Consider the following 25662-nt stretch of genomic DNA (forward strand, 5'->3'; position numbering starts at 1 on the left):
GCGCATCACAGGCGGAGCTTGTCGACGGAGATGGCGCAGGCCTCGGTGAGCCCCGACTGCTGGCCGGTGCTCGCGGCGATGGACTGAAGGGCTTCAAGCCGGGTGCACGCGACCCGCGTCGTGTTCTCGAAGGCCTCGAGGAACTTCTCCGTCAGGCCCGGGTCATTGCTCGCGGCCCCGGGAATCGAGCACCAGTGCTTGCGCAGGAAGCTCCCCGTTCGCGACGGGTCCAGTCGCGCGACGAGCGGGCTGTCCGGGATGAAGCTCTCCAGCGCGCTCAACGCGAGGGCCGCGTCGCTGGCGGGCTCGGGTTGGAGCAGTTGCTTGAGTCGCTTGGCGTGGTCCTGGAGGAGGTCCATGTGGATGGCCTCTGGGTCCGCGGCGTTCTGCTTGAGCAGGCTTCGGAGGACGAGGTCCAGGTTGAGGATTCGATAGCGCTCCAAGGCCAGCCAGAACCCGACGCGGACCTTGGGATTCGCCATGAGGGCGTCCCAGGCCGCGCCGGGGTCCATGGTGGGCTTCGAGCAGGTGGTGGGGTAGTCGATGCTGCTGGCCGTGTTGAGGAGCTTGCTCCAGCTCACCGCTTGCGGATGGCCCCTGTCGACGGAGACCTGGCAATGCCAGTACGCGCGCTCCGCGGAGCCCAGCGAGGACCAGCCGAGCTGCGCCGAGGCCGCCGCCAGGACGCACAAGCTCAGCGCCGGGGTCTTCTTGGGCTGGAGCTTCTGGAGCAGCGCGAGGAGGTCCGGGACGGAGCGTCGCTCGACGATTCGGCCCAACTCGGTGCCCTTCTTGGGGTCGCTCCACTCGCGGAGGACGTCGGCGCGCAGGGGGGCGTTCTGCTGGAGTATCAGGAGGGCCTGGTCGAGAAGCTGCTCCTCGGCCGTGGCGAGGCCCTCGATGGAGGAGCGTGCACCCTGCGCCACTTGCAGCAGCTTGGGCCGGCGGGTGTTGAGCTCGGTCTCCAGGTTCTTTCGACCCTGGATGGAGGCGTCGATGAGGACGATGAGGGGCAGGGGGCCGGACTGGCTCTCGTTGATGAGCCGCTTGAGTTCCTCGAAGCGAAGGTGGGCCGCGACGGCCTGCTTCTGGCCTCGAGGTGCGCTCGGTGGCGCCGCGGGGCTGGCTCCTCGCTCCGTCGTCTGGCGAAGTGAGCCGCGCTCGATGCGGCCGGAGCCGCAGGCGAAGAAGGTCTGCGCGGGGAGGTTCCCCTGGGGCAGCCGGGGACGTCCCGAGGTGGATTGGAGCAGCGGGCGCGTCAGCCGCTCGACGACCTCCGAGGGGACGACGAGTCCGCGCTTCTCGCAGCGACCGGTGCGCTGGACGCAGTCGCCCCGCGGGTCCGGCGGTTGATAGCGGCCCGACCAGACTCCCATCAACCGGGGCACCCCCTCCGCGAGGACCACCAAGGGGGAGCCCGACTCGCCGTCGTAGGGCGTGGCGACCGTGAGCAGTGCGCCTCGACGCACGCCACATCCTCCCAGGCGGGTCCCCTCCAGCGGGCGGGGTGTGTCGACTTCGGCCCCGTGGAGGCGCGCGCCGTCACCGTCGCTCCCCAGCGTGAGCAGCCTCACGGGGTTGAAGGCGCTGGCCGTGGCGGGCTCCAGGGAGATGGTATCGGCCGGTGGTGCTCCGACACATTGGACGACGGCCACGTCGAACCGGGGCTCCACCGCGACGGTCTCGCACACGGATTGGCGCCGCCCCTGGACCAGCACGGACTGGCCTCGGGTCCTATCGAGCGCATGGAGCACCGTCACCCAGTAGCCTCGGCCCACGTGGAATGCGACCGCGCTCGCGCGTCGCGATTTCAACCGGCTCACGGCTTGGGTCCCTGGCCTGTCCGCCGGCTCCGCCAACGCGGCGAGCGAGAACAGGCATGCGACCCACCAGGACAGGAGGCGCATGGACGGGAGCCCTCAGTTCAAGTCGAACAAGGGGACGTAGTAGCCGGCGAAGAGGCCGAAGCGGACGGCTCCGCCCCGGGTGCCGTTCTCCCGGTCCTCGGGGAAGAGCGCGGGGGCGTAGCGTCCCTCGACGCCGACGAGAAACAGATTGTCCGAGCTGCCGAGCAGGACGCCCGCCTGTCCGCCAATCATGAAGGCGGTCCTCCAGTCCGGGGTCGTCACATCGCCGCTGCGCTCGTAGCTGACGTACTGACCCAGGTCGAGGAGCGAGAAGCCGAAGTGCCACCCGACGGACTTGCCCACGGCGGGCACGACTTGCATCGCCATGGTCACCGGCAGGCTGAGCTGGGGCGTGTAGTAATCCCAGTCACCTTGCGCCTTCCCATAGCCAATCACACTCGCCCCCACGGGAATCCCCAGGGTGGTGATGGTCTCCCCGCCTCGGTTGGAGCGGTCATTGAGCTCATCCACGAGTGACTCGATGACCTTGCGGCGCTGGGCCTGGGCCTCCGCCAGGTCCGCCTTTTCATAGGTGCGCGCATAGGAGACCGCGGACTGGATGACGGCGGACCCGCGCCGGATGGCCATGCCCGCCGAGTCGGAGGTCGCGTTCTTGGACAGGTGCGTCGCGATGCCCGCGAACAGCAGTTGGAAGTCCTGGGCCACCAGCGCGCGGGTGGTGGAGCGGGCGAGGGTCAGCGCCGTGCGCTGTGCGTCGCTGATGTCCGTGCCGCCCGCGTGCTCCGCCAGCAGCAACAGCCATTCGATGGTCGGAGCGATGACGCCCATCGGGGTGGTGTCCGGGTCGGGGTGGGTCAGCGCTCGCAGGGCGCGGATGCCGCCATAGGCGAGCGACTGCACCTGCGGGCGGGTGACACCTTCGACGCTCAGACATCGCGAGATGGCGGGGACGTTCTGGACCTCGAACAAGCGGCTGACCAGGGTCGACACGTCACAGGTGCCCAGCTGGCCTGCCTGGGCACAGGCGCGCATGGTCGTGGTGGCCAGTCCGATGACACAGCGCCGGGCCGCGTCCGTCGAGGCGGGCATCGCCAGCCAGTTCTCGGTGGCGATGCCGTTGATGGACTCGGTCGCCGCCTGGAGGACGATGGTGCGCTCGCCGCTCATCCCCGCCTGCACCAGGGTCTGCGTCAGGCGAGGCAGGGCCGCCAGGACATCGACTCCCAGCGACGTGGACAGGGTGTCGCTCAGGCGGGTGCGGACCTCCTGGCTCGCGACTTCGGCGGCATCCATGAACGCCGCGTTCTGGAGGCTCCGGGCCGCGATTTGAAGGTCGTCCAGGCGCAAGGTGGCGAGCAGGGCGCAGCTGTTGGGCAGCAGGGTGTCCACGGTCTTCTCTGTCTTGCCCGAGGTCAGCTTCGCTTCGCAGAGGGTGGCCCTCAGCCGGGTCATCACGGCGCGCTCACCCTTGCGTCGGGCCGTGTCGAGCGCCACCTGGGCGATGGTCTTCAGCAACTCGTTGACGACCTCGTCGACCGAGGCGGCCGTCTCGGTCATCTCGGGGTTGAGGATGGCGACGGACGCGAGCTCCGGGACGGTGCGTGCCCGGGCCGCATCATCCCAGTCGATGGCGGCGCTCTGACAGCGGGGAATCTGCGCGAGCAGCGGGGAGATGGCCTGCGCGGAGTCCGATTCCTTCGGGGGGCGAATCACGACGACCAGCGGCGAGAGCGGGATGAGGTCGGTGGGGAGGGTGACGCTCTCCACCCACTCGCGCTCCTCGCCGGTGGCGATGATGGAGGTGCCTTGCTGGATGCCCAGCCGATGCGGGCCCGCGGGCTGAATCCTCACCTCGGTGGTGGGGGCATTCGCCGAGCCACTCATGGTGCTGCAACACGCCCCGGCGGCGCAGTGCAGGGTCATGGTCCTGTCCGCCGCATGGGCCGCCGTGCTCCACGCCAGGATTCCCAAGACGACACACAGCCCACGTGACTGCGCACGCATGCGGACACGGATGTTCATGGAGCCCCCACCAGGACAAATGCTTGTCGCCTGGATGGTAATGCTGGTGAGAGGGTTTGCGATAGGTGGCGGGTCCGGCGGGCCCTCGGGTCTGGGCCGACACGTGTTTCGCGGTGTTGACACCCCCCCATGGACGGGAGCCCGGTGTGCGGGCTACAGACTCGCGCCCATGTTCATCATCACGGGTAGCTCTCCCAAGCAGCAGGTGGTCGGGGAGCGCGTTGCTCCTTGTCAGGATTGTCGACAGGAGACGAAGCACAGGGTTCACCGGCACTACGCCGTGAAGCACTTGTTCTGGTTTCCCCTCTTCTCGATGGGGACGAAGTACGTGCAGGCGTGTACGCGCTGCAACCTCCACTCCGAGGCGCCCCCGCCGGAGCCTGGCTCGGTGCCCCTGGCGCCGCTGCTCCACCGACGTGGCTTCATGTTCCCGCTGGGGCTCCTCCTGCTTCCCTGCGTCGTCTTCCCCTTGCTGGGCGCGTTGACGTCCGGCGCGAGGAGCGTTTCGACGGGCTCGGGAGAGGTCCCCACGGAAGTGGCGCAGCCCGCGGGCTTCAACGAGCGGTTCTCCGCTCAGCCCGAGGATGAGGTGGTCGAGAAGAAGCTCCAGGCCCTCTTCGAGGAGATGGGGATGCGCTCCGTCACCCTCGAGGCCCACTCCGCGAAGGTGGAGGGCCACGTCATCCGCGTCGTCACCGCGCGCTCCTCCCGCCTCAAGAAGGTGAGCGACGGAGACCGGATTCGTCTCCTCGAGGCCATGGAGGCGGTGGCGGACGAGCACTTCGCCTCCGACGAAATCTTCCTGGGCCTCCAGGGCCGGCTGCTGTGGGGCGGGCATTCACACCGCGGCGCGGGGGAATCGTGGAGCCGCGTGGTCGATGGCTCGACGCCCAACCCGGAGACGGATGCGCTCCTGGCGCTTCAGCAGCGAGAGGGGCCGTCCGCCGCGGGCGCGGAGCCAGATGCGCCGGTCGCGCCGTCCGCTGGCACGGAGCCCGTCGAGCCGTCCGCCGCCTCCGCGGAGTAGCGCCTCAGGGCCTCACGAATCTCCCATTCGTAGACCGTGAGGCCCTCGCGGCGCAGTTGGGGGAGCAGGTCGCCGAAGGCATTGGCCTCCACCACGCGGTGCCCTTCGAAGAACTCCTCGAAGAGCAGGTCGATGCCCACGTGCAGACAGTCATGTACGCGGGCCACCGCGCGGCAGCTCTCCAGGGCCCACTCCCACGCCTTGCCCGGCATCGCGGCCCGGAGCGCGTCCAGGTCGCCCCGCTTGCCGCCCAGGTGCAGGTTGGTGATGGGTCCTCGGCTCTGCCGCACCACGGTGAAGGCGGGCTCTCCCGCCACCACGAGGACACGGCAGTCGAAGAAGTCGCCGCCCAGCCGCGCCTTGGGGATGGAGCGCTCCACCTGGGAGCCCTCGCGCAGCAGGAACGCGAGGACCTCCTCGATGCGCTCCGGCTCCTCGATGCGGCGGACCTTGAGTGAGTTGTACCAGCCCGTCTCCGTCACTTCGATGGTGGTGACCAGCGACTCGCGCCCCCGGTGGCTCCGGAAGATGGCCAGGCACGACGCCGACGAGCCGCAGGACACCTTCACGAACACCTCGCGGCAGTCCTGCTCGCGCATCCGCTCGCGGAGCGACGCGGTGTCTGTCACGCCGTCCAGCGGGTCGGGGACGGGGATGCCCCTCGCGGCGTACTTCCGCGAGGTGATGCGCTTGTCGAACAGGTCCGCGATGCTCGCGGGGGCTTGCAGTGCCCTCCAGCGCGGACGCTTCGCGAAGCACGCCTCCAGCTCCGACAACACGCTCAGGAACCCCAGGTGTGCTTGTCGAGGGCAGAGGATGCGCCCGTGCTCCTCTCGCAGCGCCGCCACCTGCTCGGGGTCGAGCACGGAGCACCCCTGCTTCACGGCTTCGCTGTAGCCGCGCACGAGCAGGGCCTTCTCCACCTCCCAGCTCTCGCCCGCGGCGTCGATGCGGACCAGGGCGTCGGTGTCTGGCAGGTCCAGGAGGAGGCTCGGCGTGGCCAGCAGCTCTCGCCAGGGCACCACCCGCGCGAGGGCCTGTCCCTGGGCCACCAGCGCCTCCTGGAAGAGGGAGACTCGCCGGTTCTCGGCGTTGCCGATGAGGATGAATGGAACCGTCACCCGGACTCCGTTGCTACGGTCTGCGTTGATTTCTCGCGTCGACGCCGGGGCCCACGGCCTCGACTCGGATCACGCCCACGTCGGACATCATGTTCCTCCGGAGGTCCAGGTGCTGGAGGTGACGGAACGCCTCCGCGTGCTCCGAGAGCCACAGCGCCCCTGGGTTGGAGAAGGTGCCTCCGGACAGGTCCAGGTGCGTGAGCCGAGGGAGCAACGGTGAGTCGTGGAGGGCGCGGACGAGGTCGTCCGTCCACCGCGTGTTGCGCAAGCCCAGGCGCCGGAGGTTCGGCAGGCCCTCGCCGCTGAGCAGGGGACCGAGGTCCGTCACACGCTCCATCGCGTCCGTGTAGTCACCCCCGAGCCAGACCTCCATCCGCTCCAGCGCGGGCCACTTCGCGTTCAAGAGGGAGTCTCGGCAGCCGCGAGAGATCTCCCACGTCCGCAACGTGAACTCGCGCAGCACCGGCAGGTCGATGCCCCCCAGCCGGGCGTGAATGCCTCTCAAGTGGAGCGAGCGCAGGCGCGGGAGCACCGCATAGAGCGCGGAGACATCGCCAAGCCGGATCGAGGAGTAGGTCTCATCCTCGTGGGCTTCCTGGGCGTGGTACGCGAGCGACTGGAGCGTCAGGGAGCCTCCTTCGCGGACGATGAGCCGGGTCACCGCCTCATAGCTGCTCAGCATCCCCGGGTCGGAGATTCCGCCGACGGAGAGTGCGCGGAGGAAGCGCCCCGACGGGTGTCGAAGGAGCTCCCGCAGGATCTTCGAGGCGGTGGCCTCGGCGAGGGGAGAACGGGGGCCGACCCGGGCCGCGCGGATGAAGCCCAGCTCCCAGTCCAGCTCCAGGGACCTGCTCTCGAGGGCCCAGGCAAGCGCGTCCCCGAGCAACTGCTTCTGGTGTCTCTGGAGGAACCCGGTGGCCTCGACGCGCGCGTGATGCAAGGCGATGAGCTCGCCGCGCGGGTCGCCCTGGGCCTGGAGCCAGTCGCCGTAGACCAGATACGCGTCCACGGCGTCGGGGTCCTGGAGGATGGCTGCTTCAAGCTCGGGATTTGAAGCAGCCTTGCTCCGCGACATGGGGCCTACTCGCCGACGGCGGCGTAGCGGTACTCCTCGTCGTAGTCGCGCTGATTGCCCGCGGCGACGGTGCCGGCGATCTTCGCGACCAGCTTCTCGCCCTCGCCGGTCATCGTGTTCTCGGTCAGGTCCAGGTGCTTCAGGTGCTTGTAGGCCGCCGCGTGGTTCGCGAGCTCATGCGCCCCCACGTCGGACAAGCAGCCCATGGACAGGTCCAGCTTCTCGAGCTGGGGGAGGATCTTCGCGGTGTGCAGCACTTTCACCAGGTCGTCGGTGAACTCCGAGTTGCGCAGGCCCAGCACCTTGACGTTCGACAGGCCCTTGCCGTCGAGGATGGGCTGGATGTCCTCCACGCCGCCCTCCGCGCCGTAGCCATCCGCGCCGAACCAGACCTCCAGGCGCTCGAGCTTGGGCCAGGTCGCGCTGGCGATGGACTTCACCGCGCCGAGCGGCAGGCCGCCTGTCTCCATGATGAACTCACGCAGCTCCGGCAGCTCCACCTTGCCCAGCTCCGCGCTCGCGCCGCGCAGCCGCAGGGAGCGCAGGTTCGGGAGGGCCTTGTAGAGGCCCGAGACGTCGTTGACGTAGGACCAGGAGATCTCCGTCTCGTCCGGGTACTGAAAGTCGCCCAGGAAGAGGTTCTGGAGCGTGGGCACTTCCTTCGCGGCGACGATGGCGGCGGTGACGTCGTCGTAGTTGTTCTCGCCATCCATGTCGACCATGCCGACGGCGAGCGAGCGGATGAAGCGCGCGGAGGGGTGGGCGAGCAACTGCTTCACCGTCTCGGGGACATCGAGCTCGGAGTCGTAGTCACCCTTGCCGACGCGCGCCTCGCGGATGAAGCCCAGGTGCCACTGGACGGTGAGCTCCTCGTCGCTCCACGCCTTCGCCATCCCGCCGAGCAGCAGCGCCTTGTGCTTCTTGAGGTGCGCGGTGACCTTGCGCTTGAGGGCGCCGGCCTCGGCGCTGTCCGCGTTCGCCGCCGCGTGCTGGAGCGCGATGAGCTCGCCGCGCGGGTCGCCCTGGCCCTGGAGCCAGTCGCCGTAGACCAGGTAGGCGTCCTGGTTGTCCGGGTCCTTCAGGATGGCGGCCTCGAGCTCGGGGTTGGACTTGCCCTCGACCGCTTCGACCTCGTCGCCGTCCCCGTCCTCACCGTCCTCGCCGTCGACGAGCTCGTAGCCCTTCTTCTCCTTCTCGCGGACCAGCTTGTCGTGCTCCTTCAGGGCCGCCTCGGGAGAGTCGAAGCTCTGAGTCTTCTCCTGGCCATCGGTGCCGATGCGACCCCACTTGGTGGTGAAGGTCTTGCCCTCGAGCGTGATCTCCCAGAACTTGTTGGAGCTGCCTTCCTTGAACTCGTACCGCGGCATGGCCGTCCTCTCCTGCGCCGAGCGTGGCGCGTCCCGGGACGGAAGCTAGAGAAGCCCTCGCGCAAGCTCAAGCGTCGCGCCCGTCCAAGCTTCCCAGGGCGCCTCCATGGACAGCCCCGCCCGATTTTCTTCCTGGAATCCCCGTTCCCGCGTCACGGCGCCGGCACGAGGCACCTGGAGCCGGGGACTGGGGCCGCTCAGGTCGAGCAGGTGGAGCCCCACTCGAGAGGGGAGGCCCTCCGCCTCCAGCGTCGCCTGACGGACCGCGTCGAGTCTCAGCACATCCACGCGCGCGCGCTTCGAGTCCGCCTCCGCGCGGGCCAGCACCTCGGCGTCGTCTCGCGGTGTGAGAATCTCGACGGTGCCTCGGGCGCGCCATTCGCGCAGGAGCAATTCGGACAGGCCGCGCTCGGCCTCCAGCGGGTGGGGGCCGGTTCCGTCCCATGGGAAGGCCACCTGGAAGCGCAGGTCCTGGTCGCCCAGCCACAGGGACAGCCTGCGCACCAGGCACAGCACCAGCCCCAGGGCCACGACGGCGCGCTGCCACTTCACGCCGGAGTCCTTCACGCGGGCCTCGGCGAGGCTCGGGGGCAGGACGAACGTGATGACGCGGCGGCGGCGCACCGCGAGGCTCTCGTCGCGGGTGTAGTAGAGCAGCTCGCCCTCGACGTAGCGCACGTCGAACAGGTCGAGCGTGGGCTCATCCTCCATGTAGACGAGCTCGGAGGTGACCAGGTTCTCCAGGCTGCCCACGTTGGAGACGGAGGAGAAGCCTCCCTGGGGGAAGGCGGCCTCGTCGTCGAGCGCGGAGGGGGCGGGGCCGGAGGAGACGGAGCGCGCGCGGAGGCGGGCTGGGAGCGTGCGGGAGAGCGCCTCGGCGGCCTCCACGGCCTGCTCCAGGGCCATGCGCTGGGCCTTGCCCTGGAGGTGCTCCAGGTTCTCCAGCGTGAAGACCTCCGCGTCGCCCAGCAAGGCCGGGGCGCGGCGTGCTCCCGAGGTCAGCGCTTCGTACCCCTGGGCGAGCTGCTCCAGGAACGGGCCCCCCTCGCGCAGCGCCGTGTAGCCGGATTGCAACAGTTCCCCAGGAGTCTTCTCCAGGACGCGGCGGGCGAGCGCGGGGTTCATCCCGAGGCCCGTGGTGAAGCCCGTGCGGGAGAGGACTCGGGCCACGAGGAAGGCCATGCCGCGAGGACGCAGGGCCGAGGGCAGCCGCGCGAGGGCGGCGGACACGGCTTCGAGGTGAGGCTCGGCGGCGAGCCGGGCGAGCACATGGTCGTCATACGCGCGCACGGCGGCGCGCAGTCGGGGCAGGGTGTGCGGGACAGGGAGGGATGAGGCGAGGGCGTGTCCGGCGACCAGCCGCCCCAGGTCCAACACCAGCGCGGGGGGCGGGAGCGTGGGGGACTCCGCGAGGGTGGCCAGCAGCCACGGCACACCCGCGGAGAGCACCTCCGCGTCGAGCCGCTCCTGACGAGCGAGTCCCAACCCCGCGCAGAGCCAGCGTTCCGTGTCGTGCGGGCCTCGTCGCGCCGATGCATCCATGCGTCTTCCGTGTATCACGAGGGCCGCCGCGTTTGCGCTCGACGCCCGTGAGGGGAGCCGCACGGGCCCCGAGGCTTCGAGCGCCGAGTCGAGCCCTCACCTGGCGCCGGTCAGGCTCCGGGAATCAAGTCGCCGCGCGCGTGAGGCAGTAGAGCGTGGTCGTCTCGCGCGAGCGCGCCATGTGCAGCGGGTCCGAGGTGTCCTTGGCCTTGGCGTGCCGCGCCGCTGTCGACTTGCTCCACTTCACCGTCAGGCCGCAGCGGGTGATCTGCTCCTGGAGCCAGCCCTGGGGGCGCAGGCCGAGCAGCACCGCCAGGTCCGACAGGATGAGCAACCCTTCTCCTCCCGGGGTGAGCGCGTCGGAGAGTCCCTCGAGGAAGCGCTTCAGGAACTGGCTGTCCTCGTCGAACACCGCCCGGTCCACGCGGTTCTTGGGGGGCTCGGGAATCCATGGGGGGTTGCACACCACGAGGTCCGCCTTCCCAGGGGGGAAGAGGTCGGCCTCGGTCACCTGGAAGGATTTGCGCAGCCCCAGTTGCTCGGCGTTCTCCCTCGAGCAGGCCACGGCGCGCGAGTCGCAGTCCGTCGCATGCACGGACGCGGCGCCCCGCTGGAGGAGGAGGAAGGAGAGCACGCCGGTGCCCGTGCCCACGTCGAACACACGCGGGCCCTTCAGCGTGGGGAGCGAGAGCAGCAGCTCCACGTAGTCGGTGCGCGTGGGCAGGTAGACGCCGTAGTGCGGATGGATGAGGCCGGTGAGCCCAGGCACCGCCAGGCCCTTTCGTCGCCACTCCGCCGCGCCGAGCATGCCGAGCAACTGCTTGAGGGGGACCACCGTGAACTCCGTCGCGGGTTCCCCCCAGACCTGTCGGCACGCCAGGGCCACGTCCGGTGCCCGCGCGAGCGCGAGCCGGTAGTCGCGGTCCAACGACACGACGATGCGCGACAGCGTCTCGTGCTCCAACTGCCGTGCGCGTCGCTCGGCTCGGAAGGCCTCCAGGGGAGAGCGGGCGTTCGACGCTCGTTCCAGCCTGCGGCCCAGCGCGCCCAGGAGCTGCTTCGCGTTGTGGAAGTCGCCCGAGTACAGCAGGAACTCGCCACGGCGGACCCGCTTGAGCGCCGTGTCCGCGCTGAGCCTGTCGTCCACCGCGTGCAGTCGGGCAGGTGAGGGCTCGTCGCTCTCCGAGCGCCAGGTGAAGGGGGCGCCCGCGGGCAGCGGGGACGCGGTGGGGGCGGACGCGACGGGGGCCGGTCCCTTGGGCGGGGGGGCGGTTCGGGTGGGACGGGGCATGGACCCGAGGGGGTAGCACGTCCGCGCCCCACCGTCGCGCCTGGGGTGATGGGAAGGTCTGTCCGGTGCGCTCACGTCAGGCCGAGCAGTCGGGGGACCTTCTCCTCCAGCAGGTCTATCTCCTCGCGCGTCTCTCCCAGATAGGAGAGGAGCTGGAGGTCCTGCCGCTCCACCGCGCCGCCATGGAAGATCCACGCGCGTGTGCGCAGCAGCCGGTAGAGCTTCACCAGCTTGCGGTCGCTGATGAAGACGCCGTCCTCACGCGTCAGGGTCTGCACCACGCGGCGGAACTCGCGCAGCAGCTCGTCGCGGAAGAACAAGTCCCGGTCCTTCAGCTCGCGGCCATCCGGGCCCTGCTCCTTGCGGCCCATCATGAGCGTCAGGTAGCGGTGCGCCTTGAGGATGTCCTCCAGCGTGGCGTGCCCCTCCGCCCAGGGCTTCTGGTTCAGCTCGCGGTGCGTCTGCGACTCCAGACCGGAGTCCAGCAGCTCCAGGAAGTAGCGGTCCTGCACCGGACGGCACGCGGCCTTGAGACAGAAGCGGTCCTTGAGCGCGCCCAGCTCCGCGTGCTCGGGCAGCTCGTTGGTGGCCGCGAAGAGCACCTTGAGGCGCACGGGCTGCGGTGCGCCGTCCTGGTAGAACTTGCGCTCGTTGATGACCGTCAAGAGCGCGTTGAGGATGGCCGAGCTCGCCTTGAACACCTCGTCCAGGAACACGAGCCGCGCGGTGGGGAGCTTGCCGCCTTCGCGCCGGATGTAGCGGCCCTGGCGCAAGAGGTTGATGTCGATGGGGCCCAGGACTTCCGAGGGCTCGGTGAAGCGCGTGAGCAGGTACTCGAAGTAGTCCTCGCTGGGGATTTGCAGCGCCTCGCGGAACTTGAGCACCAGGTCCGACTTGGCCGTGCCGGGAGGGCCCACCAGCAGCAGCGGCTCCTGCGCCACCGCCGCCACCGTCATCAAGTCCACCAACGTCTGCTTGCCCACGAAGTGACGGCCCAGTCCCTGCCGGAACCGGTTCAGCCGCTCACGCAAACCCTGCGCCTCGCGCGACAACGCGTCGAACGTCATCGCGGAGAGGGGGTCGGCGGAAGACTCTTCCCGCCGGGGAACACTGCTCATAGACGCTCCTCCAACTCCTGGTGGATGCGTCGCCGCACCAGGAACTCATCCTCATCCAAAAAGCTTCGGGCTCGCTCTCCCGCGCCCTGGCCCACTTCCACGTGGCCCAGCACCAGCGCGTCCGCGAAGTCCACCACCGACAGACAGAAGTGGCTGTTGGTGTTGAAGCTGTCCGTCACCGTGGGCAGCGCCTCGGAGAGCCTCGCCAGGCCCGGCAGCGCGGTGTCCACCGGCGCATGGGCCAGGGCGCTCGCGAGCGCGCGTGTCAGGGCCAGCCGCTCGGGCTGCGGCCCCTTCGCCGCGGCCAGCGCCTTGAAGGCCTGGTCGAAGACAGGGAGCGCTTCCTCCACGCGGCCGAGCATCGCCAGTCCCGAGGCCACTCCCAGTCGAGCCGCCACGGGCGCCTTCGCGTGGGTGAGCAGTCCTCGCGTCGATTCCACCAGGGTGGCCGCCTCGGCGGACAGGCCCACGCGACGCAGTCCCCGGAGGCTCGCGCCGAGGAGGCCTTCCGCCCACGCGGGAGACTCCGGCGCCAGCTCGGACAGCACCGCGTGGAGCCTTCGCGCCAGGGACGTCGCCCGGTCCGCGCGGCCGAACATGGCCGCCAGCGTGAGCGCGTCGCCCAGCAGCTTCGCTCGGACTTCGCCCGCCAGTCCGTCCATCGCCGGGAGCAGCTCGTCCATCAGCGGCAGCGCACGTGCGGGGGGCAGGCGAGGCAATGTCTCCAGCAGACCGCCGATGAGCCGTGTCCGCTCGGGCGCCTGGAGCCGGGCTCCGGTGGCGCGTGTCACCAACTGCGCCACTTCGTGCGCCAGGGTCTCCGGTTCGCGGAGGTCTCGCAGGGCGGCGAACTCCTCGCCGCGAACGTCGCGGGTTCCTCGGCCGAAGGCCTTGGCCGGGTCCAGTCGCTCCCCGGGCTCCAGGAACGCGGAGACCTGCCGCAGCCGGTCCACCTTGTAGCGCTCGAAGGTGCCCAGCGCGTTGAGCTCCGCCGCGATGTCGGGTGGCAGCGGCGCTTCCAGTGGTGCGCCTTCCAGGGCCTGCTCGACGCGCGCGCTGTAGGCCCGCGTGAGGAAGACGTGGATGGCATCCTTCGTCGAGAGCGAGCCCTTCGCCGACGCGACCAGCTCCCGAGCCCGGTCCGCCTGTCCCAGCCGCGCATAGCCACACGCGAAGACGAAGTGGACATACGCGCGGGTCAGGGCCGGAGGGGCCTCCACGGAGGAACGGCGGCGCGTGGTGCGCTCGAAGCGGTCATGGAGCGCGTCGAGTTGCGCGAGCAACTGGGGCAGGACGGACGCGTCCGTGCCACCCCGGAGGAAGCGGGGGACATCGCGCGAGAGCGAGAGTCCCCGCTGGAGCATCGCCAGCAGCCGGTCTCCCGCCCGCGCGAGGCCCAGGGCATCTCCCCCGGATAGAGTGTCCAGCGCGGTGCGTGACAGCCACAGCGTGCGTACGTCGAGCACCGCGTCGTGCCGGTCCATCCATCGCTGGACCGTCGGCACATCCGAGGTGGGCACCGCAGAGGTTGTCAGCGCCGCCTCGATGAGCGCACTCGCGAGGGCACGCACGTCGTCACCGGAGGGCGTGGCCCGAGACAGCCGCTCGTCCAGCGAGACGCCATCTCGTGCCTCCGCTTCGGCCCAGTGCGAGGCCAGCTCGGGTGCCAGTTCCTTGGGGGCATTCCACAGCGCCCGGGTCCAGCACAGCGCCGCGTCGTGTCCGCGACCCAGGCGGCCATTCATCTCCGCCATCTGGGTCCACATCTCCTGTCGCTCCGGTGCATCGGCCGGTGCGTCCAGCTTGAGGAAGGCTCGCTGGACCGAGGTGAGCGCTGCTTCCATCGCGCTGAGCTTCGCGGGAGTCAGCGCCTCCATCGGCGCTCCCGTGCCGCGTGCCGTGGAGGACCTCGTCGTCGAGACGCGGACGGACGTGGAGGCCGGGGCGGGGGGCTCCTCACGGCGCGAGCGCGAGGTGCGTTGCGTCGACGCGTTGTCTGGTGACTCCTTTGCGGAGGCGGCGCGCGCCATGCCGGGCAGCCACTCGCCGTCCGCGACCTCCAGCGAGTCGAAGTCGAAGAGCGCGCCCTTCACCCACGGCTCCAGCGCGGCGGCGCTGGCGTCCACCACGTAGTCCACCCAGGTGTCGAGCGGCTGGAAGGCCTGCTCCGGCACACGCTCCGCGCGGAAGCCTCCTCCTCCCGTGGGATGCAGCCACGTCACGGTGTCGGGCACGGGCGCGAGCAGGGCGCGCAGCCTGTCTCGTCGCACAGGAGGCTCGAGCAGCCCGTCGCAAGGCAGGTACAGGTCCGCGAGCTGCGGCAGGGGCGCATAGGCCATGGCCGACAAGCCGAGCTCCGGGGGCCGCTCGCGACCGTGCCGCGCGCGCAGGATGATGCAGGGCCCTTCCGGCGACTGGACCACCGCGAAGCGAAGCTGCGCCAGCAGGGTCTCGGGCAGCGTGTGGACCAGTGACTCCACCTGCGCCACGGCGTTCTCTCGCAGCACCCAGAGGCTCGCGGCCTCCGTGCGTGCGGCGCGAGTGAGTCGGAGCTGCACGGAGAGCCGTCCCGGCGCGGGCGCGGGAGCCCAATCCTTCGCGGGCTGGGGGAGCCGCAGGTCGGTGAGCTGATACAGGTCCGTCCACGGCCCGTCGGAGACACTCAGCCACGGGCCGTCACCCGGGATGAGCAGCACGCTTCCCGGTGATGGCTGGAGCGTGCTCGCGAGGGGATGCACGTGGCCCAGCTCCACCCAGACGGAGCTCTGTCCGGGAATCGCGGGGACGAAGGCACGCAGCCCGCCCAGGCGGTCCATCGCACCCGTGAGCGTGAAGTAGGGCGGGGCGACGGTGCGCAGCATCGCGCGTTGCCTCGGGCCGCCGTCTCCACCCGGGGCCTGGGCGAAGCACGCCTCCTGTCGGTCACACCCGAGCCGCAACAGCTCACCGGCGAGCGGCAACAGTGCATCCGCGCTCTTGGGGAGGAACAACACCGGGCCGCTCGGCGCGCTCTCGACGGCCACGCGGCGAGGGGGCACCAGCTCCGCCCAACACAGGACGGGGGACGCGCCGTGGGGCGCGGCGGGCTCGGACCGGATGCCGAGGGAGGCGAGCTGCGTGAGCACCGGCTTCGGCAGCGGCTTCTGGGGCGTGACGGACACCGCGCCCTCGGAGGTCCGATGGTGCTGGGCCGGCGCGGCCTGGACTTCCGGAGGGATGAGCCGCGACGTCAGCGCGAGGTGCAGCGCTTCCTCGGTGGGAAAAACGAGCGTGGACATCAGGCCTTCTGGCTCACCTTCTCGGAGGTGCTCTCGGAGTTGGATTCAGGGGTTGCGGCCTGGCCCGAGGGCGTGTCGCGCTGGACGACGACGCGGCCCAGCTCCGAGGCCTTCAGCGCGCCCCCGGCGATGAGCTGGTCCACCAGCCGGCGGTGCTCCTCCTCGTGCTCCATGGGGAGCGCATCGGAGTCGCTCTCGTACTGGATGACGACGTCCTTGCGGCCCGTCGCGGGATTCACCACCAGACGCAGGATGAGACTAGCCATGGGCGGACTCCTTCTGGGGGGCCACCGAAGGGGCCAGGTGGGCGAAGGCCTCGCGGTCCAGCACCTTGCGCTCGAGGAGCAGGTCCCTCAGCGCGATGAGGCGGGATTTCTCTCGATGCAGGATGTCTCGGGCGCGCGCGCGTTGGACCTCCAGCACCTCCTGCACGGCGGCCTCCAGCGTGCCGCGCGTCGCGTCGGAGAGCGCGTGGCGGTCCGCGTCCCGGCCCGGGGCGTCGAACCTGCGCACGGGCACGCCCTTGCCGCCCATGCCCAGGAGCTCCACCAGCTCACGGGCAATCTCGGTGGCGCGCTCCAGGTCGTGCGCACTGCCGATGGACAAGTCATCCAACAGCAGGGCCTCCGCCTCGCGTCCGCCGAAGAGCATGCAGATGCTGTCCAGGAGCTGGCCGCGCGTGACGACGTAGCGGTGCGCGGGGTCTGCGTACTGCACGAAGCCGAGCATCCCCGCGAGGTCCCCTCGGATGCTGATGCGGTCGATGGCGGGAGCGCTGGGGCAGAACAGCGCGCACACGGCGTGGCCCGCCTCGTGGGTGGCGACGACCTTCTCCTCGGAGGGCGTGAGCTCCGGCCGGTCGAGGAAGTCGGTGAGGGCGCGCTCCACGTCCACGGGCTCGGTGGGGGCCTGGGTCGCGTCGCGCAGCCGTCGCCGCGCCAGGGCGCGACAGAGCGCCTGGATGTGGTCACCGGAGAAGCGCGTGCCCGTGCCCTCGACGCGGTCTCCGGTGCGCTTCACCGCGTAGTCCAGCGCCCGCTCCGTCATGCCCAGGGCCAGCTTCTTGTCGTAGATGGACAGGATGGCCCGGCGGTCCGCGCTGTTGGGGTAGGGGATGCAGAGCTGGAACTCGAAGCGCCCGGGGCGCAGGAGCGCGGGGTCCAGCGACTCCACGAAGTTGGTGGTGCCCACCACGAAGACGAGCTCGTCCTTGCGGAAGCCATCCATCTCCGTGAGGAGCTGGTTCACCATGGAGTGCTCCACGCCGGAGCCGGTGAACGTGCCGCGCGCCGCGGCGAAGGAGTCGAGCTCGTCGAAGATGATGATGCTGGGCGCCGCCTGCCGTGCGCGCACGAAGATCTGGCGGAGGTTCTCCTCGCTCTCGCCCACCCAGCGACTCTTCAGCTCGGGGCCGCTCACCACCAGCACCGCCGCGCCCAGCGAGGACGCCATGGCCTTGGCGAAGAGCGTCTTGCCCGTGCCCGGAGGGCCCCAGAAGATCATCCCGCGTGGGAGCAGCCCCTCCACGCGCTTCACCGCCTCGCCGTCCGTCAGCGTGTCCTTGTGCGCGAGGACGTCGAGAATCTCTCGCTGCAGCCGCTCCTTCACCTTGCCGTAGCCGCCGATGTCGCCGTGCAGGTCCAGCTCCGGCACGTTGAGCGAGCCACTCAGCGTGGCCGACCGGAGCTGCGCATACGCGGGCCGCGTGTCGCTGGGATAGTCCTCGCCCGTGATGGCGCCGAGCAGCCGCCGCAGCCGCACCGCGTTCACACCCGACACGTGCTTGTAGAGCGAGTACGGCTGGAGCCCGCGGCCGAACTTGCGGCTCTCGCGCTGGGTGACGAGGAAGCGGAGCCGGTCGCGGCTCACACCGAGGATGCTCTCCTTGTGGGGGAACAGGTTCTCGATGACACGGGGGAGGGGGAAGGACGGGTCCTTGAAGCCCACCCAGACCATCTCCGGGTTCTCATACAGGAGTGGAATCACCTCGCGCGCCTCGGAGGTGAGTCCCCCGCTGCTGGTGGTGAGCAGGTCCAGGTGCGGGAGCACGACGATGCGCTCGCGCACCGCACCGCGCACCGCGTCGCGGAGCTGGCCGATGAGCGTGGCCATCATGCTGGGCGCGGGCATGCCCGGAGGAGGCTCCGCGGCCGAGCGGCCATCCAGGTAGAGGAACTGCTTGCCGTCCTTCTTCAGCCTGTCTCGCAGGCACTTGTAGAAGTAGGGCGTCAGCTCCTTGTCGGCCTCCACCATCACCGGCAGCCCGCGCAGGAGCGCCTCGCGGATGCGCTCGAGCTCCTGGGGATAGGCGGCCTCCACTGCGCCGAAGGGCGTCAGCTCCGTCGGGAGGGACTCCTCCGGAATGCGCTGGCTCATACGCGCACCTTGATGGTGAGCGAGCCCGTGGCCGCGTCCTCGTGAATCTCCTCCACGGTGCCGAGCTGTGACGCGCGGACCTTGAGCGCCTCGGCGGTGACCTTGTTGGAGATGGAGTCCAGCTCGGCCTTGAGGTCGCGCAGGCGCCCCTCGAGCCGACGGGTGATGTCCTCGCGCAGCTCATCCGTGGCGTCCTGCGCCTTGTCCTCCAGCTTCGCGCGCGCCTTCTCGCGGGCGAGCTTCCGGACGGCCTCGGTCTCGTGAGGGGTCTCGGTGCGGACCTCACCCGTCGCGACCAGGTTCACCGAGGACTCGTCCGACAGGGTGACGCTCACGTCGCCGGTGGTGACGTCCACCGCCACGCGCACGCCGTCGGCCTCCACGCGCACCGCCACGTCTCCTTCCTGGGTGAAGCCTCGCGCCGCGAGCTCCGCGGCGAGCAGCCCGGCGGTCTCCTCGCGGGACAGCAGCGGGAGCAGCTCCAGCTTGGAGCACACGCCGTCCTCGGCATGCACGATGCGGTTGAGGGACTCGGAGACGGAGACTCGGTAGGCGCGGCTCATGGGGCGCTCTCGGAGGAAGGAAGGGGGAGGATATCCTGCGGGATGGCGGCGGAGGGCATCAGGTCCGTGCTGAGCTCGCGCTCGCGCTCGGACGCCAACCGGAAACCCGGCTCACCGAAGGAGGCCCACTCGGCGAGGAGGAGCTGGGCGTCCTCGTAGTCGTCGTCGAAGAAGCGCACCGCGCGGTGCTCGGCGTCCCAGCGCGCCAGCCGTGCGAGTCCACGAAGGCCCGCCCCGGCGGAGCGGCGCGCCTGCGCCTTCTGCGCCAGCGAGGCACGGGGAGACAGGCCGGAGGCCCACCGCGACGCAGGCTGGTCCACGAGCGGCCGCATCGCCGCCAGCAGGAAGCCCGCCAGGTCCCTGCGCCCCGCGCGGTCCACCGCGTCGAGGAAGGCGTTGAGCACGGCCTCTTGCGCGGTGCCCAGGTCCACCAGTTGCTGGGGCTCCACGAGCTGGCCCTTGCTCTCCTCGAGCCGCCGCCACCGCAGCGCGAGCTCGTCCTGGAGCGCCTCCAGCAGCCAGCCGCCCTCCGCGAGCAGCGGGGCGAAGCTCGCGGCCTCGAGCCTCATGGCCTGGGGCGCGAACAGGCCGGGGAAGCCCAGCTGGCAGAGGAGGGAGCGCTGGAACTGGGGCTGCGCGGCCAGGGACTGCGCGCAGGGCGTGTCCACGACCATCCGGCAGCAGAGATAGAGGAACAGCTCGTCGGCGAGCGTGGGCGGCGCATCCACATCCAGCGGCAGGTGGCCGGGCACCGCCAGCGGCTGCTCCACCAGCCAGCGCAGGGTGCCGAAGCAGAGGCGCGAGAAGCGCAGCGTGGGCGGCGGGTGGCGCTCCCAGAGTCGCGCGGGGCCCGTCGACGCGGGCAGGTGCCGACGCTTCCTCGCGCCACCGGTGCTCGCGAGGGCGCGGACGCTCCCCTTCGCCAGCGTGTCCTTCAGGGCGTGGAGGGCCCCGGGGCTGAGCCGCGCGGCCGTGACCTGTCGTCCCCGGAAGAGGTCCTCCACGGGGGCGAAGGGGCCCATGCCCAGGATGGCCCGCGCGAGCGTGAGCAGCGAGTGCTCGGACGGCGAGACCCGCGTCATGGGCGAAGACGGTCCGCGAGCGCGGGCCAGCCGTTGATGATGAGCCGGCCCTCGACGAAGTGGACCTCCGCCGTGTTGGGCGCGGTGAACGTCGGGTCCTCGGGCGAGTAGCGAGGCGTGAGGAAGTGCATGACCTGGTTGCTCGAGCCAATCCACCGCCGGCGCGTCTCCGGCAGGTCCTTCTCGTACCGTCCATCCACCAGCAGGTCCAGGGCGCGGAGGAGCCGCTCCACGTCGGGATTCGCCTGGGCCTTCAGCTCGGCGAGCGTGTAGCCGCTGAAGACCATGGTGCTGAGCCCCCCGGCGCGCAGCCGCTCGCACAGGTCCGCGGCGGGGCCGGGCTGCGAGAAGGGCTCGCCTCCCAGGAGCGAGAAGCCCTCGATGCCGGGCGTCGACAGCACCCGGGCCGCCAGGGCGTCGACCGTCACGAGCGGGCCGCGCTCCATCGCGAACATCTCCGGGTTGCAGCACCCCGGGCAGCGCAGCGGGCAGCCCTGGAGCCAGAGCGCGAACCGGTGCCCGGGGCCCTCCGCTTCCGTGCGGGGAACCTGCTGGGCGACCCGGAGCACCGGGCCTGGGGAGGACTCGTCCGCCGTCGAAGCCATGGAGAGCCTCCCCAGCATGCCAGGACGCGCGCGGACGGGGGAACCCATGACACCCTCAGTCTGGGTTTCCTCATTTTTCCGGCAAGACCGCGTGTCTGAAGTAGACTCCCGGAGTCATGACGCGGCCTGTGACCGCCTACGCCCCTCGAAGCGAGCGCAAGCCGTTGTACGTGAAGGTGGTGACGCAGCCCGCCCTCGCCGGGTGCTGGGCCGTCAACATCAGCGAGACGGGCATCGGCCTCATCGCCACGCCCAGAGGCCCCCAGGAGGGCCCTCGCGAGGGCGAGCCGGTGGAGTTGTCCTTCTCGCTGCCCGACTCGGGGGAGCACATCCGCGCATGGGGCGACGTGCGGTGGCGTCACGAGACGGGCGGCTCGGTGACGGCGCTCGGCGTCTTCCTGCACTCGTTCGAGGACTCGGACGGGGTGAAGCTGGCGCGCTACCTGGCCACCGCCCGGCTGCAGGTCGTGGTGGCGTTCGCCAGCGAGGACGAGGCCCAGGGGATTCGCGCGGCGCTGGAGGGCCAGGCCGTGCCCCACTTCGCCGCCAGCGCGGAGGAGGCGCGGGTGCTGCTCGCGCGCGGCGACGCGGCGGCGCTGCTCGTGTGTGGGCGGGATGAGGCTCGCGCCCTGGCGCTGGTGGAGACGTTCGTGGACGTGGACGAGGCCGCGGACCTGGCCAGCGGGGGGCCTGCCTCCGACCTGGCCTCGCGAATCATCTACTGCGCGCCCGCCGCGTCGGAGCGGCTGGTGGCGCTGTTCAACGCGGGCCTCGTGTTCCGCGCGCTTGGCCCGTCCGCGTCGCCGGACGCGGTGCGGCAGGCGGTGCTTCAAGCGGGCCGTGAGCGAGGCGTGCGCACCGAGCAGTGGCGCATGGCCCTGGAGCTGGAGCGCACCCTCTTGCGCGAGCGCGCCCTGGCGGCGGAAGGCGCCCCGAAGGAGCCGGGCCCGCGAGGCGAGGAGGACGTGGGCCTGCGCAGCGTCGCCATGCAGCGGGTGATGGAGATGGTGCGCCTGGTGGCCCCGCATCGCGTGGCGGTGCTGCTGCAAGGGGAGACGGGCACGGGCAAGGAGGTGCTCGCGCGCAGCCTGCACCGGCTGAGCGGGCGCGGAGAGCTGCCGCTCGTGGTGCAGGACTGCGGAGCGCTCACGGAGACGCTGCTGGAGAGCGAGCTGTTCGGCCACGTGCGAGGGGCCTTCACCAACGCGGTGGCGGACCATCCGGGGCTGTTCGTCCTGGCCAATGGCGGCACCATCTTCCTGGACGAAATCGAGAACACCACCCCCAACCTCCAGGCCAAGCTGCTGCGCGTGCTGGAGACGGGGGACGTGCGCCCGGTGGGCGGCACGCAGGTGCGCCACGTGGACGTGCGCGTGCTGGCCGCGAGCAACCGGGACCTGGGGGAGGAGGTGCGCAGCGGCCGCTTCCGCGCGGACCTCTTCTACCGGCTCAACAGCTTCACCATCGACATCCCCCCGCTGCGCGAGCGCCCCGAGGACGTGCCGGAGCTGGCGCGCTTCTTCCTGCTGCACTTCAACCGCGTGTTGCGCCGCTCGGCGAGCGGCATGTCCCAGGAGGTGGAGGACATGCTGCGCGCGTACCCGTGGCCGGGGAACGTGCGCGAGCTGCGCAACGTGCTGGAGCGCGCGGTGCTGCTGTCGCGCCCGGGCGAGGTGGTGTCGCGCCGGCTGCTGCCGCCGGGCCTCGTCTCCACGTCGCCGGTGCGCAACGAGCTGTCGGGAGACGGCTCATTGCGCGCGCGGCTGGAGCGGGTGGAGCGCGAGCTCATCCGCGAGGCGTTGGAGCGGCACGGCGGCGTGCTGCGGCGCGCGGCCGTGGCGCTGGGCATGGACCCGGTGACGCTGGGCCGGAGGGCCCGGCGTCATGGGCTGTGGAAGCAGGACTGAGGCTTCACGCGCTGGACATCAGTGCGCGCGAATCCACTGGAGGATGGGGCGCCAGACGCGCAGCCTGGCGCTGTCGGCGAGGAAGAGGTCCGCGTGTCCGAAGTCGAGCGCGCGCGACGCGGCGGGCAGGTCCCTCACGACGAGCGAGGTGACGTCCCGGCTGCCCAGCAGCGTGGTGGAGTACACGCCGTACTCACCGACGCCACCGCCCGCGCCCACGTAGAACACCGGCACCGTCACGTCGCGCAGCCGGTCGTCGTACGGCACGTCCTCGCCGCACAGCCACGCCTCCGACTCCACCACCTCGTTGATGCTCTGGTAGGGCGCCGCGGTCTGCGCGTACTCGTGGAGGTAGCCCTCCACCGTATAGGTCAGGCTGCCCGGCAGCCCCGAGGCGTCGGGGATTCCCGCCAGCAGGTGGTAGTTGGGCGTGAGCGGGTCCAGCGGCTTCATGATGGCGCCCGTGGCCGCCGCGGCGACGATGGCGACGCGCCGGTTGGTGGGGCGGCCCGTGCCCGGGCCGAAGATGTCATCCGGCATGATGGGCGAGGGCTCGTTGGGCGCGGTGGCCGCGAGCTTGCCAATGGCCTGGAGTCCCACGCCCGGCGCCACGCCCAGGAGCCCCCCTTCCGGCCCATACAGCGCCCGGCGCAGCTTCAGCGCCTCATAGCGCGCGCACGCCCAGGCCTGCTGCTGCGCGTGCTCGGGCGCGAAGCGCACCGGCATGTCCATGGGGATGAAGCCATCCACCTGGCGCCGGCCGCGCGGCAGCTGCGCCTCCGCGTTGAGATAGGCATGGGCGACGAGGGAGCCTCGGCTCCAACCCAACAGGTTCATCTTGCCGAAGGCGCCACCCGCGAGCCGCAGCCCGCGCGCCAGCCGCAATCCCGTGCCCACGTCCTGGGCATGTGTCCCCAGGTTCCACTCCGACATGAAGGAGAACTCCTGCGTCGCCGCGGGCACGCCCACCCAGCGCAGGTCGATGCCCCACACATCCAGGCCCTCCTGCGCGAAGTATGCGGCGATGGACTGACGCCGGGGGACCTGCTCGGAGTCCACGCTGGAGAGGAAGGCCTGCTCGAAGCCCCACGCATCCCCATGCACCATGAAGATGGCATCGCCCGTCCTCTCGGGCGTCCAGGTCGCGCTCTCCTTCACCACGCGGTGGATGACGACGGTGTCTTGAAGCCTGGGGCCCACCTGGAGCTTGAAGCGGTAGTGCGCGACATCACCGAACAGCACCTGGCGCGTGGCCCACAAGGGCAGGGCCCTGTCCGCGCCCCCCGACAACGCGGCGGAAGTCTCTCCCGTCGCGAGTGCTGTCTCCGCGGTGTCGCGTAACTCCTCCGCGCTGGCCGGAGGCTCGGAAATTCCACAACCCAACGACAGGAATGTCAGGCAGACAGTGAGGCGGAACCACGTACGCATAGGAACCTCGAATCGAAGAAGAGGGGTTCGGAACAGCCCGTGTCACCCATTGAGCAGAATCCAAGCCAGAGTCTGAACGCTTGAGACTCGCGGAAGCCCTTCTATCCATGGACTCCACGCTTGACGTCCACTTTGTAGCAACCGTCTGACATTCCTGGCGGGTGTGGTGCAAAGGACCCCGCTTCACGACTGAAGCAGGCGCATCACGGATGTGGTGTCACGGGGACGGCGGAGGTCAGGGCGGAGCGCGCGGAGTGGGCATGCGGGGGAGACTCACGAGGATGTGATTGCGAGCGGGGACGTCCGGCTCACCTGAAAGGAGACGTTCGAATCGCTTTCGGGAGGACATTCCTGGGAGGAGAGGGGGAGTGGTGAACAGGTGAGGGGTGGTTGCCCCTCCCGGGTCTTGGTTCGAGAGCCCACATCGACGGGACCTGGGAGGGCAGAGGTCACCGCGTGGGACGCGGGCCATGGCGCTTCGCGGGGAGAAAGTGGAGGCGTCATGGTGGAGCCCCGTTTCGAGCGCAACCTGGGAGTCATCAGTCCGGATGTGATGCAGCGGCTGGCCCGCACGCACGTGCTCGTCGCCGGCGTGGGAGGCGCCGGAGGGCAGTGCGCGGTGGACCTGGTCCGGCTGGGCCTGGGGTGCCTGACGCTCGCGGACTTCGACACCTATGAGCGTCACAACATGAACCGGCAGGTGGGCTGTTTCGAGAGCACGCTGGGTCAATCCAAGGTGGAGGTCGTGGGGCGGATGTGTCTGGACATCCATCCGTCGCTGCGGCTGCGGCGGGTGATGGAGGGCGTCACGGCCGCCAACGTGGAGACGGTGCTCGACGGTGGCGAAGGACTTCCTCCGGTGGACTACGTGGTGGAGGTCATCGACATCGCGGGGGGGAGCGCCAAGCAGGCCCTCCACCGCGCGTGCCGCGCGAGGGGTATCCCCGCGATGACGGGGTTGATGCTGGGCTTCGGCGCGGCGTTGCATGTCTTCCAACCGGATGCACCGCTGTACGAAGAGCTCTACATCCTCCCGGATGGCCGCGTGGACCTGCCGGCCATCATTCCTCACCTGGGCAGCTATCTGCTCCAGGACGCCATGGAGTCCTGTTACGCGGGGCGGGGGCACGCGCCCACGTGTGTCGTGGGCGCCACCACCGCGGCCGGGATGATGGTGAGCGAGCTGATGCGCGGGGTGATGCTGGGGGCTCGGGCCATGGTGTCGTGGCCGGAGTACCTCTACGTGGACTTGTTCGACCACCGCTATGTGCGAGCCGCCGCGGGCCGGACGCCGGTGCCGGCGCGACAGCCCGCGTGAGCCCGGGCCGGCGCGCCCTGGCCGCCGTCACACGACGCCGCGCTTGCGCGCCTCCTCGATGACCTTCGGCCCATCCACGCCCAGGCTGTGGGTGAGCAGCGGAGCCACCTGCTCGGCGCGCTGGTGGACGCGCTGGAGCGTCTCGTCGTGGGTGCGCGTGATGATGTTGATGCCCGCGATGATGACGCGCTGGAGGTTGTACTGGAGGTCGTTGCCCTCGACGATGGCGTGGATCTCCGTGAAGAGCGGCCGCGCGTCGGACTGGAAGGCGGAGAGGTTGTTGCGCTGCTCGGTGTTGGGGACGGCGGACCGGGAGGACAGGCTCGCCACCAGCACCAGGGGCGGTTTGAGCCGCTCGTGGGTCTCTCGCATCTCCTCGAAGACCGCCTGGATATCCTCTCGATTGGGAGGCGACTCCCAGCGCAGGAAGAAGACGCGGTCGATGAGGGCTGTCTTGTAGACGGTTGTCGCCATGGCGAGCTGCCGCTCCTTCGCAGTACCGGTGCTCCCGGGGCCGTTTCACCGCGTGAGGCTGGGCGGTGCCGGGCGGTCTGCTGGCCCATCCTGGGATCATCTCGTCTTCGCGGAAGCGGCCTGCCGGGGCGGGCATCACCCGGCGGACAATGGACCGCCTCCGCGTCTCCCGGAGTGTCCGCGCGCGGCGCTTTGCGCGC

The 25662-nt window shown here is 70.4% G+C and carries 19 protein-coding genes; 3 read left to right on the plus strand and 16 right to left on the minus strand.

Features of this window, described 5'->3' with window-relative positions; translation table 11 throughout:
• Positions 1-5: 5 nt before the first annotated feature.
• Both MYSTI_RS16600 and MYSTI_RS16605 read right to left on the minus strand, forming a co-directional pair.
• Positions 6-1907 carry a trypsin-like peptidase domain-containing protein gene (locus MYSTI_RS16600; protein WP_015348932.1) on the minus strand — a complete coding sequence of 634 codons (1902 nt, stop codon included), beginning with the start codon at positions 1905-1907 and terminating at the stop codon, positions 6-8.
• A gap of 12 nt (positions 1908-1919) precedes the next feature.
• Complete coding sequence (locus tag MYSTI_RS16605) at positions 1920-3890, minus strand: hypothetical protein (RefSeq protein ID WP_015348933.1); 1971 nt, start codon at positions 3888-3890, stop codon at positions 1920-1922.
• A 289-nt stretch (positions 3891-4179) separates the two neighbouring features.
• Here MYSTI_RS16605 and MYSTI_RS16610 point away from each other — a divergent pair, with 289 nt between their 5' ends.
• Positions 4180-4917, plus strand: coding sequence for a hypothetical protein (locus tag MYSTI_RS16610; RefSeq protein WP_144370092.1), 738 nt, complete (start codon positions 4180-4182; stop codon positions 4915-4917).
• Here the strand turns inward: MYSTI_RS16610 and MYSTI_RS16615 are convergent.
• From MYSTI_RS16615 to MYSTI_RS16670, 12 genes are all read right to left on the minus strand, one after another.
• Positions 4812-6038 (minus strand): STM4014 family protein, encoded by a 1227-nt coding sequence (locus tag MYSTI_RS16615; RefSeq protein WP_015348935.1) that lies wholly within the window; start codon positions 6036-6038, stop codon positions 4812-4814. The two genes, MYSTI_RS16610 and MYSTI_RS16615, sit on opposite strands and share 106 nt — an antisense overlap.
• 13 nt (positions 6039-6051) lie before the next feature.
• On the minus strand, positions 6052-7113 hold the full coding sequence (locus tag MYSTI_RS16620) for a TIGR02996 domain-containing protein (RefSeq protein ID WP_015348936.1): 1062 nt from the start codon (positions 7111-7113) through the stop codon (positions 6052-6054).
• 5 nt (positions 7114-7118) lie between these two features.
• On the minus strand, positions 7119-8480 hold the full coding sequence (locus MYSTI_RS16625) for a WGR domain-containing protein (RefSeq protein ID WP_015348937.1): 1362 nt from the start codon (positions 8478-8480) through the stop codon (positions 7119-7121).
• Positions 8481-8525: 45 nt separating this feature from the next.
• The gene (locus MYSTI_RS16630; RefSeq protein WP_015348938.1) at positions 8526-10022 is read right to left on the minus strand and encodes a hypothetical protein; all 1497 of its coding nucleotides are present in this window, start codon (positions 10020-10022) and stop codon (positions 8526-8528) included.
• A gap of 124 nt (positions 10023-10146) precedes the next feature.
• Positions 10147-11313 (minus strand): methyltransferase, encoded by a 1167-nt coding sequence (locus MYSTI_RS16635; protein ID WP_015348939.1) that lies wholly within the window; start codon positions 11311-11313, stop codon positions 10147-10149.
• Positions 11314-11384: 71 nt separating this feature from the next.
• Positions 11385-12431, minus strand: a complete 1047-nt coding sequence (locus tag MYSTI_RS16640) for an AAA family ATPase (protein WP_015348940.1) — start codon at positions 12429-12431, stop codon at positions 11385-11387.
• Positions 12428-15709 (minus strand): DUF8586 domain-containing protein, encoded by a 3282-nt coding sequence (locus MYSTI_RS16645; RefSeq protein ID WP_015348941.1) that lies wholly within the window; start codon positions 15707-15709, stop codon positions 12428-12430. The genes MYSTI_RS16640 and MYSTI_RS16645 overlap by 4 nt, the downstream gene beginning before the upstream one ends.
• Complete coding sequence (locus MYSTI_RS16650) at positions 15709-15975, minus strand: hypothetical protein (protein WP_015348942.1); 267 nt, start codon at positions 15973-15975, stop codon at positions 15709-15711. The genes MYSTI_RS16645 and MYSTI_RS16650 overlap by 1 nt, the downstream gene beginning before the upstream one ends.
• The gene (locus MYSTI_RS16655; RefSeq protein ID WP_015348943.1) at positions 15968-18085 is read right to left on the minus strand and encodes an AAA family ATPase; all 2118 of its coding nucleotides are present in this window, start codon (positions 18083-18085) and stop codon (positions 15968-15970) included. The genes MYSTI_RS16650 and MYSTI_RS16655 overlap by 8 nt, the downstream gene beginning before the upstream one ends.
• The gene (locus tag MYSTI_RS16660) at positions 18082-18648 is read right to left on the minus strand and encodes a hypothetical protein (protein WP_015348944.1); all 567 of its coding nucleotides are present in this window, start codon (positions 18646-18648) and stop codon (positions 18082-18084) included. Before MYSTI_RS16660 ends, MYSTI_RS16655 begins: the two co-directional genes overlap by 4 nt.
• Positions 18645-19730 (minus strand): hypothetical protein, encoded by a 1086-nt coding sequence (locus MYSTI_RS16665; RefSeq protein ID WP_015348945.1) that lies wholly within the window; start codon positions 19728-19730, stop codon positions 18645-18647. The genes MYSTI_RS16660 and MYSTI_RS16665 overlap by 4 nt, the downstream gene beginning before the upstream one ends.
• Complete coding sequence (locus MYSTI_RS16670) at positions 19727-20335, minus strand: 4Fe-4S single cluster domain-containing protein (RefSeq protein ID WP_044283732.1); 609 nt, start codon at positions 20333-20335, stop codon at positions 19727-19729. Before MYSTI_RS16670 ends, MYSTI_RS16665 begins: the two co-directional genes overlap by 4 nt.
• A 116-nt stretch (positions 20336-20451) precedes the next feature.
• Here MYSTI_RS16670 and MYSTI_RS16675 point away from each other — a divergent pair, with 116 nt between their 5' ends.
• On the plus strand, positions 20452-22242 hold the full coding sequence (locus MYSTI_RS16675; RefSeq protein ID WP_015348947.1) for a sigma 54-interacting transcriptional regulator: 1791 nt from the start codon (positions 20452-20454) through the stop codon (positions 22240-22242).
• 18 nt (positions 22243-22260) lie between these two features.
• On the opposite strand, the gene MYSTI_RS16680 is transcribed toward MYSTI_RS16675, so the two are convergent.
• Positions 22261-23670, minus strand: a complete 1410-nt coding sequence (locus MYSTI_RS16680) for a hypothetical protein (RefSeq protein WP_015348948.1) — start codon at positions 23668-23670, stop codon at positions 22261-22263.
• Between the two features lie 502 nt (positions 23671-24172).
• Between MYSTI_RS16680 and MYSTI_RS16685 the strand changes: the two genes are divergently transcribed.
• A complete protein-coding gene (locus tag MYSTI_RS16685) occupies positions 24173-24988 on the plus strand; it encodes a ThiF family adenylyltransferase (RefSeq protein ID WP_015348949.1) in 816 nt (271 codons plus the stop codon).
• A gap of 27 nt (positions 24989-25015) precedes the next feature.
• Here the strand turns inward: MYSTI_RS16685 and MYSTI_RS16690 are convergent, their stop codons facing one another.
• Positions 25016-25462, minus strand: coding sequence for a hypothetical protein (locus MYSTI_RS16690; protein WP_015348950.1), 447 nt, complete (start codon positions 25460-25462; stop codon positions 25016-25018).
• Positions 25463-25662 lie beyond the last annotated feature (200 nt).

The organism is Myxococcus stipitatus DSM 14675 (genome assembly GCF_000331735.1).
Classification (GTDB): Bacteria; Myxococcota; Myxococcia; order Myxococcales; family Myxococcaceae; genus Myxococcus; species Myxococcus stipitatus.

Coding starts and splice junctions, on each gene's coding strand:
- MYSTI_RS16685 (WP_015348949.1), top strand. CDS start 24,173: ATGGTGGAGCCCCGTTTCGAGCGCAACCTGGGAGTCATCAGTCCGGAT.
- MYSTI_RS16630 (WP_015348938.1), bottom strand. CDS start 10,022: ATGGATGCATCGGCGCGACGAGGCCCGCACGACACGGAACGCTGGCTC.
- MYSTI_RS16645 (WP_015348941.1), bottom strand. CDS start 15,709: ATGTCCACGCTCGTTTTTCCCACCGAGGAAGCGCTGCACCTCGCGCTG.
- MYSTI_RS16660 (WP_015348944.1), bottom strand. CDS start 18,648: ATGAGCCGCGCCTACCGAGTCTCCGTCTCCGAGTCCCTCAACCGCATC.
- MYSTI_RS16680 (WP_015348948.1), bottom strand. CDS start 23,670: ATGCGTACGTGGTTCCGCCTCACTGTCTGCCTGACATTCCTGTCGTTG.
- MYSTI_RS16690 (WP_015348950.1), bottom strand. CDS start 25,462: ATGGCGACAACCGTCTACAAGACAGCCCTCATCGACCGCGTCTTCTTC.
- MYSTI_RS16605 (WP_015348933.1), bottom strand. CDS start 3,890: ATGAACATCCGTGTCCGCATGCGTGCGCAGTCACGTGGGCTGTGTGTC.
- MYSTI_RS16620 (WP_015348936.1), bottom strand. CDS start 7,113: ATGTCGCGGAGCAAGGCTGCTTCAAATCCCGAGCTTGAAGCAGCCATC.
- MYSTI_RS16675 (WP_015348947.1), top strand. CDS start 20,452: ATGACGCGGCCTGTGACCGCCTACGCCCCTCGAAGCGAGCGCAAGCCG.
- MYSTI_RS16670 (WP_044283732.1), bottom strand. CDS start 20,335: ATGGCTTCGACGGCGGACGAGTCCTCCCCAGGCCCGGTGCTCCGGGTC.
- MYSTI_RS16635 (WP_015348939.1), bottom strand. CDS start 11,313: ATGCCCCGTCCCACCCGAACCGCCCCCCCGCCCAAGGGACCGGCCCCC.
- MYSTI_RS16625 (WP_015348937.1), bottom strand. CDS start 8,480: ATGCCGCGGTACGAGTTCAAGGAAGGCAGCTCCAACAAGTTCTGGGAG.
- MYSTI_RS16640 (WP_015348940.1), bottom strand. CDS start 12,431: ATGAGCAGTGTTCCCCGGCGGGAAGAGTCTTCCGCCGACCCCCTCTCC.
- MYSTI_RS16655 (WP_015348943.1), bottom strand. CDS start 18,085: ATGAGCCAGCGCATTCCGGAGGAGTCCCTCCCGACGGAGCTGACGCCC.
- MYSTI_RS16665 (WP_015348945.1), bottom strand. CDS start 19,730: ATGACGCGGGTCTCGCCGTCCGAGCACTCGCTGCTCACGCTCGCGCGG.
- MYSTI_RS16600 (WP_015348932.1), bottom strand. CDS start 1,907: ATGCGCCTCCTGTCCTGGTGGGTCGCATGCCTGTTCTCGCTCGCCGCG.
- MYSTI_RS16650 (WP_015348942.1), bottom strand. CDS start 15,975: ATGGCTAGTCTCATCCTGCGTCTGGTGGTGAATCCCGCGACGGGCCGC.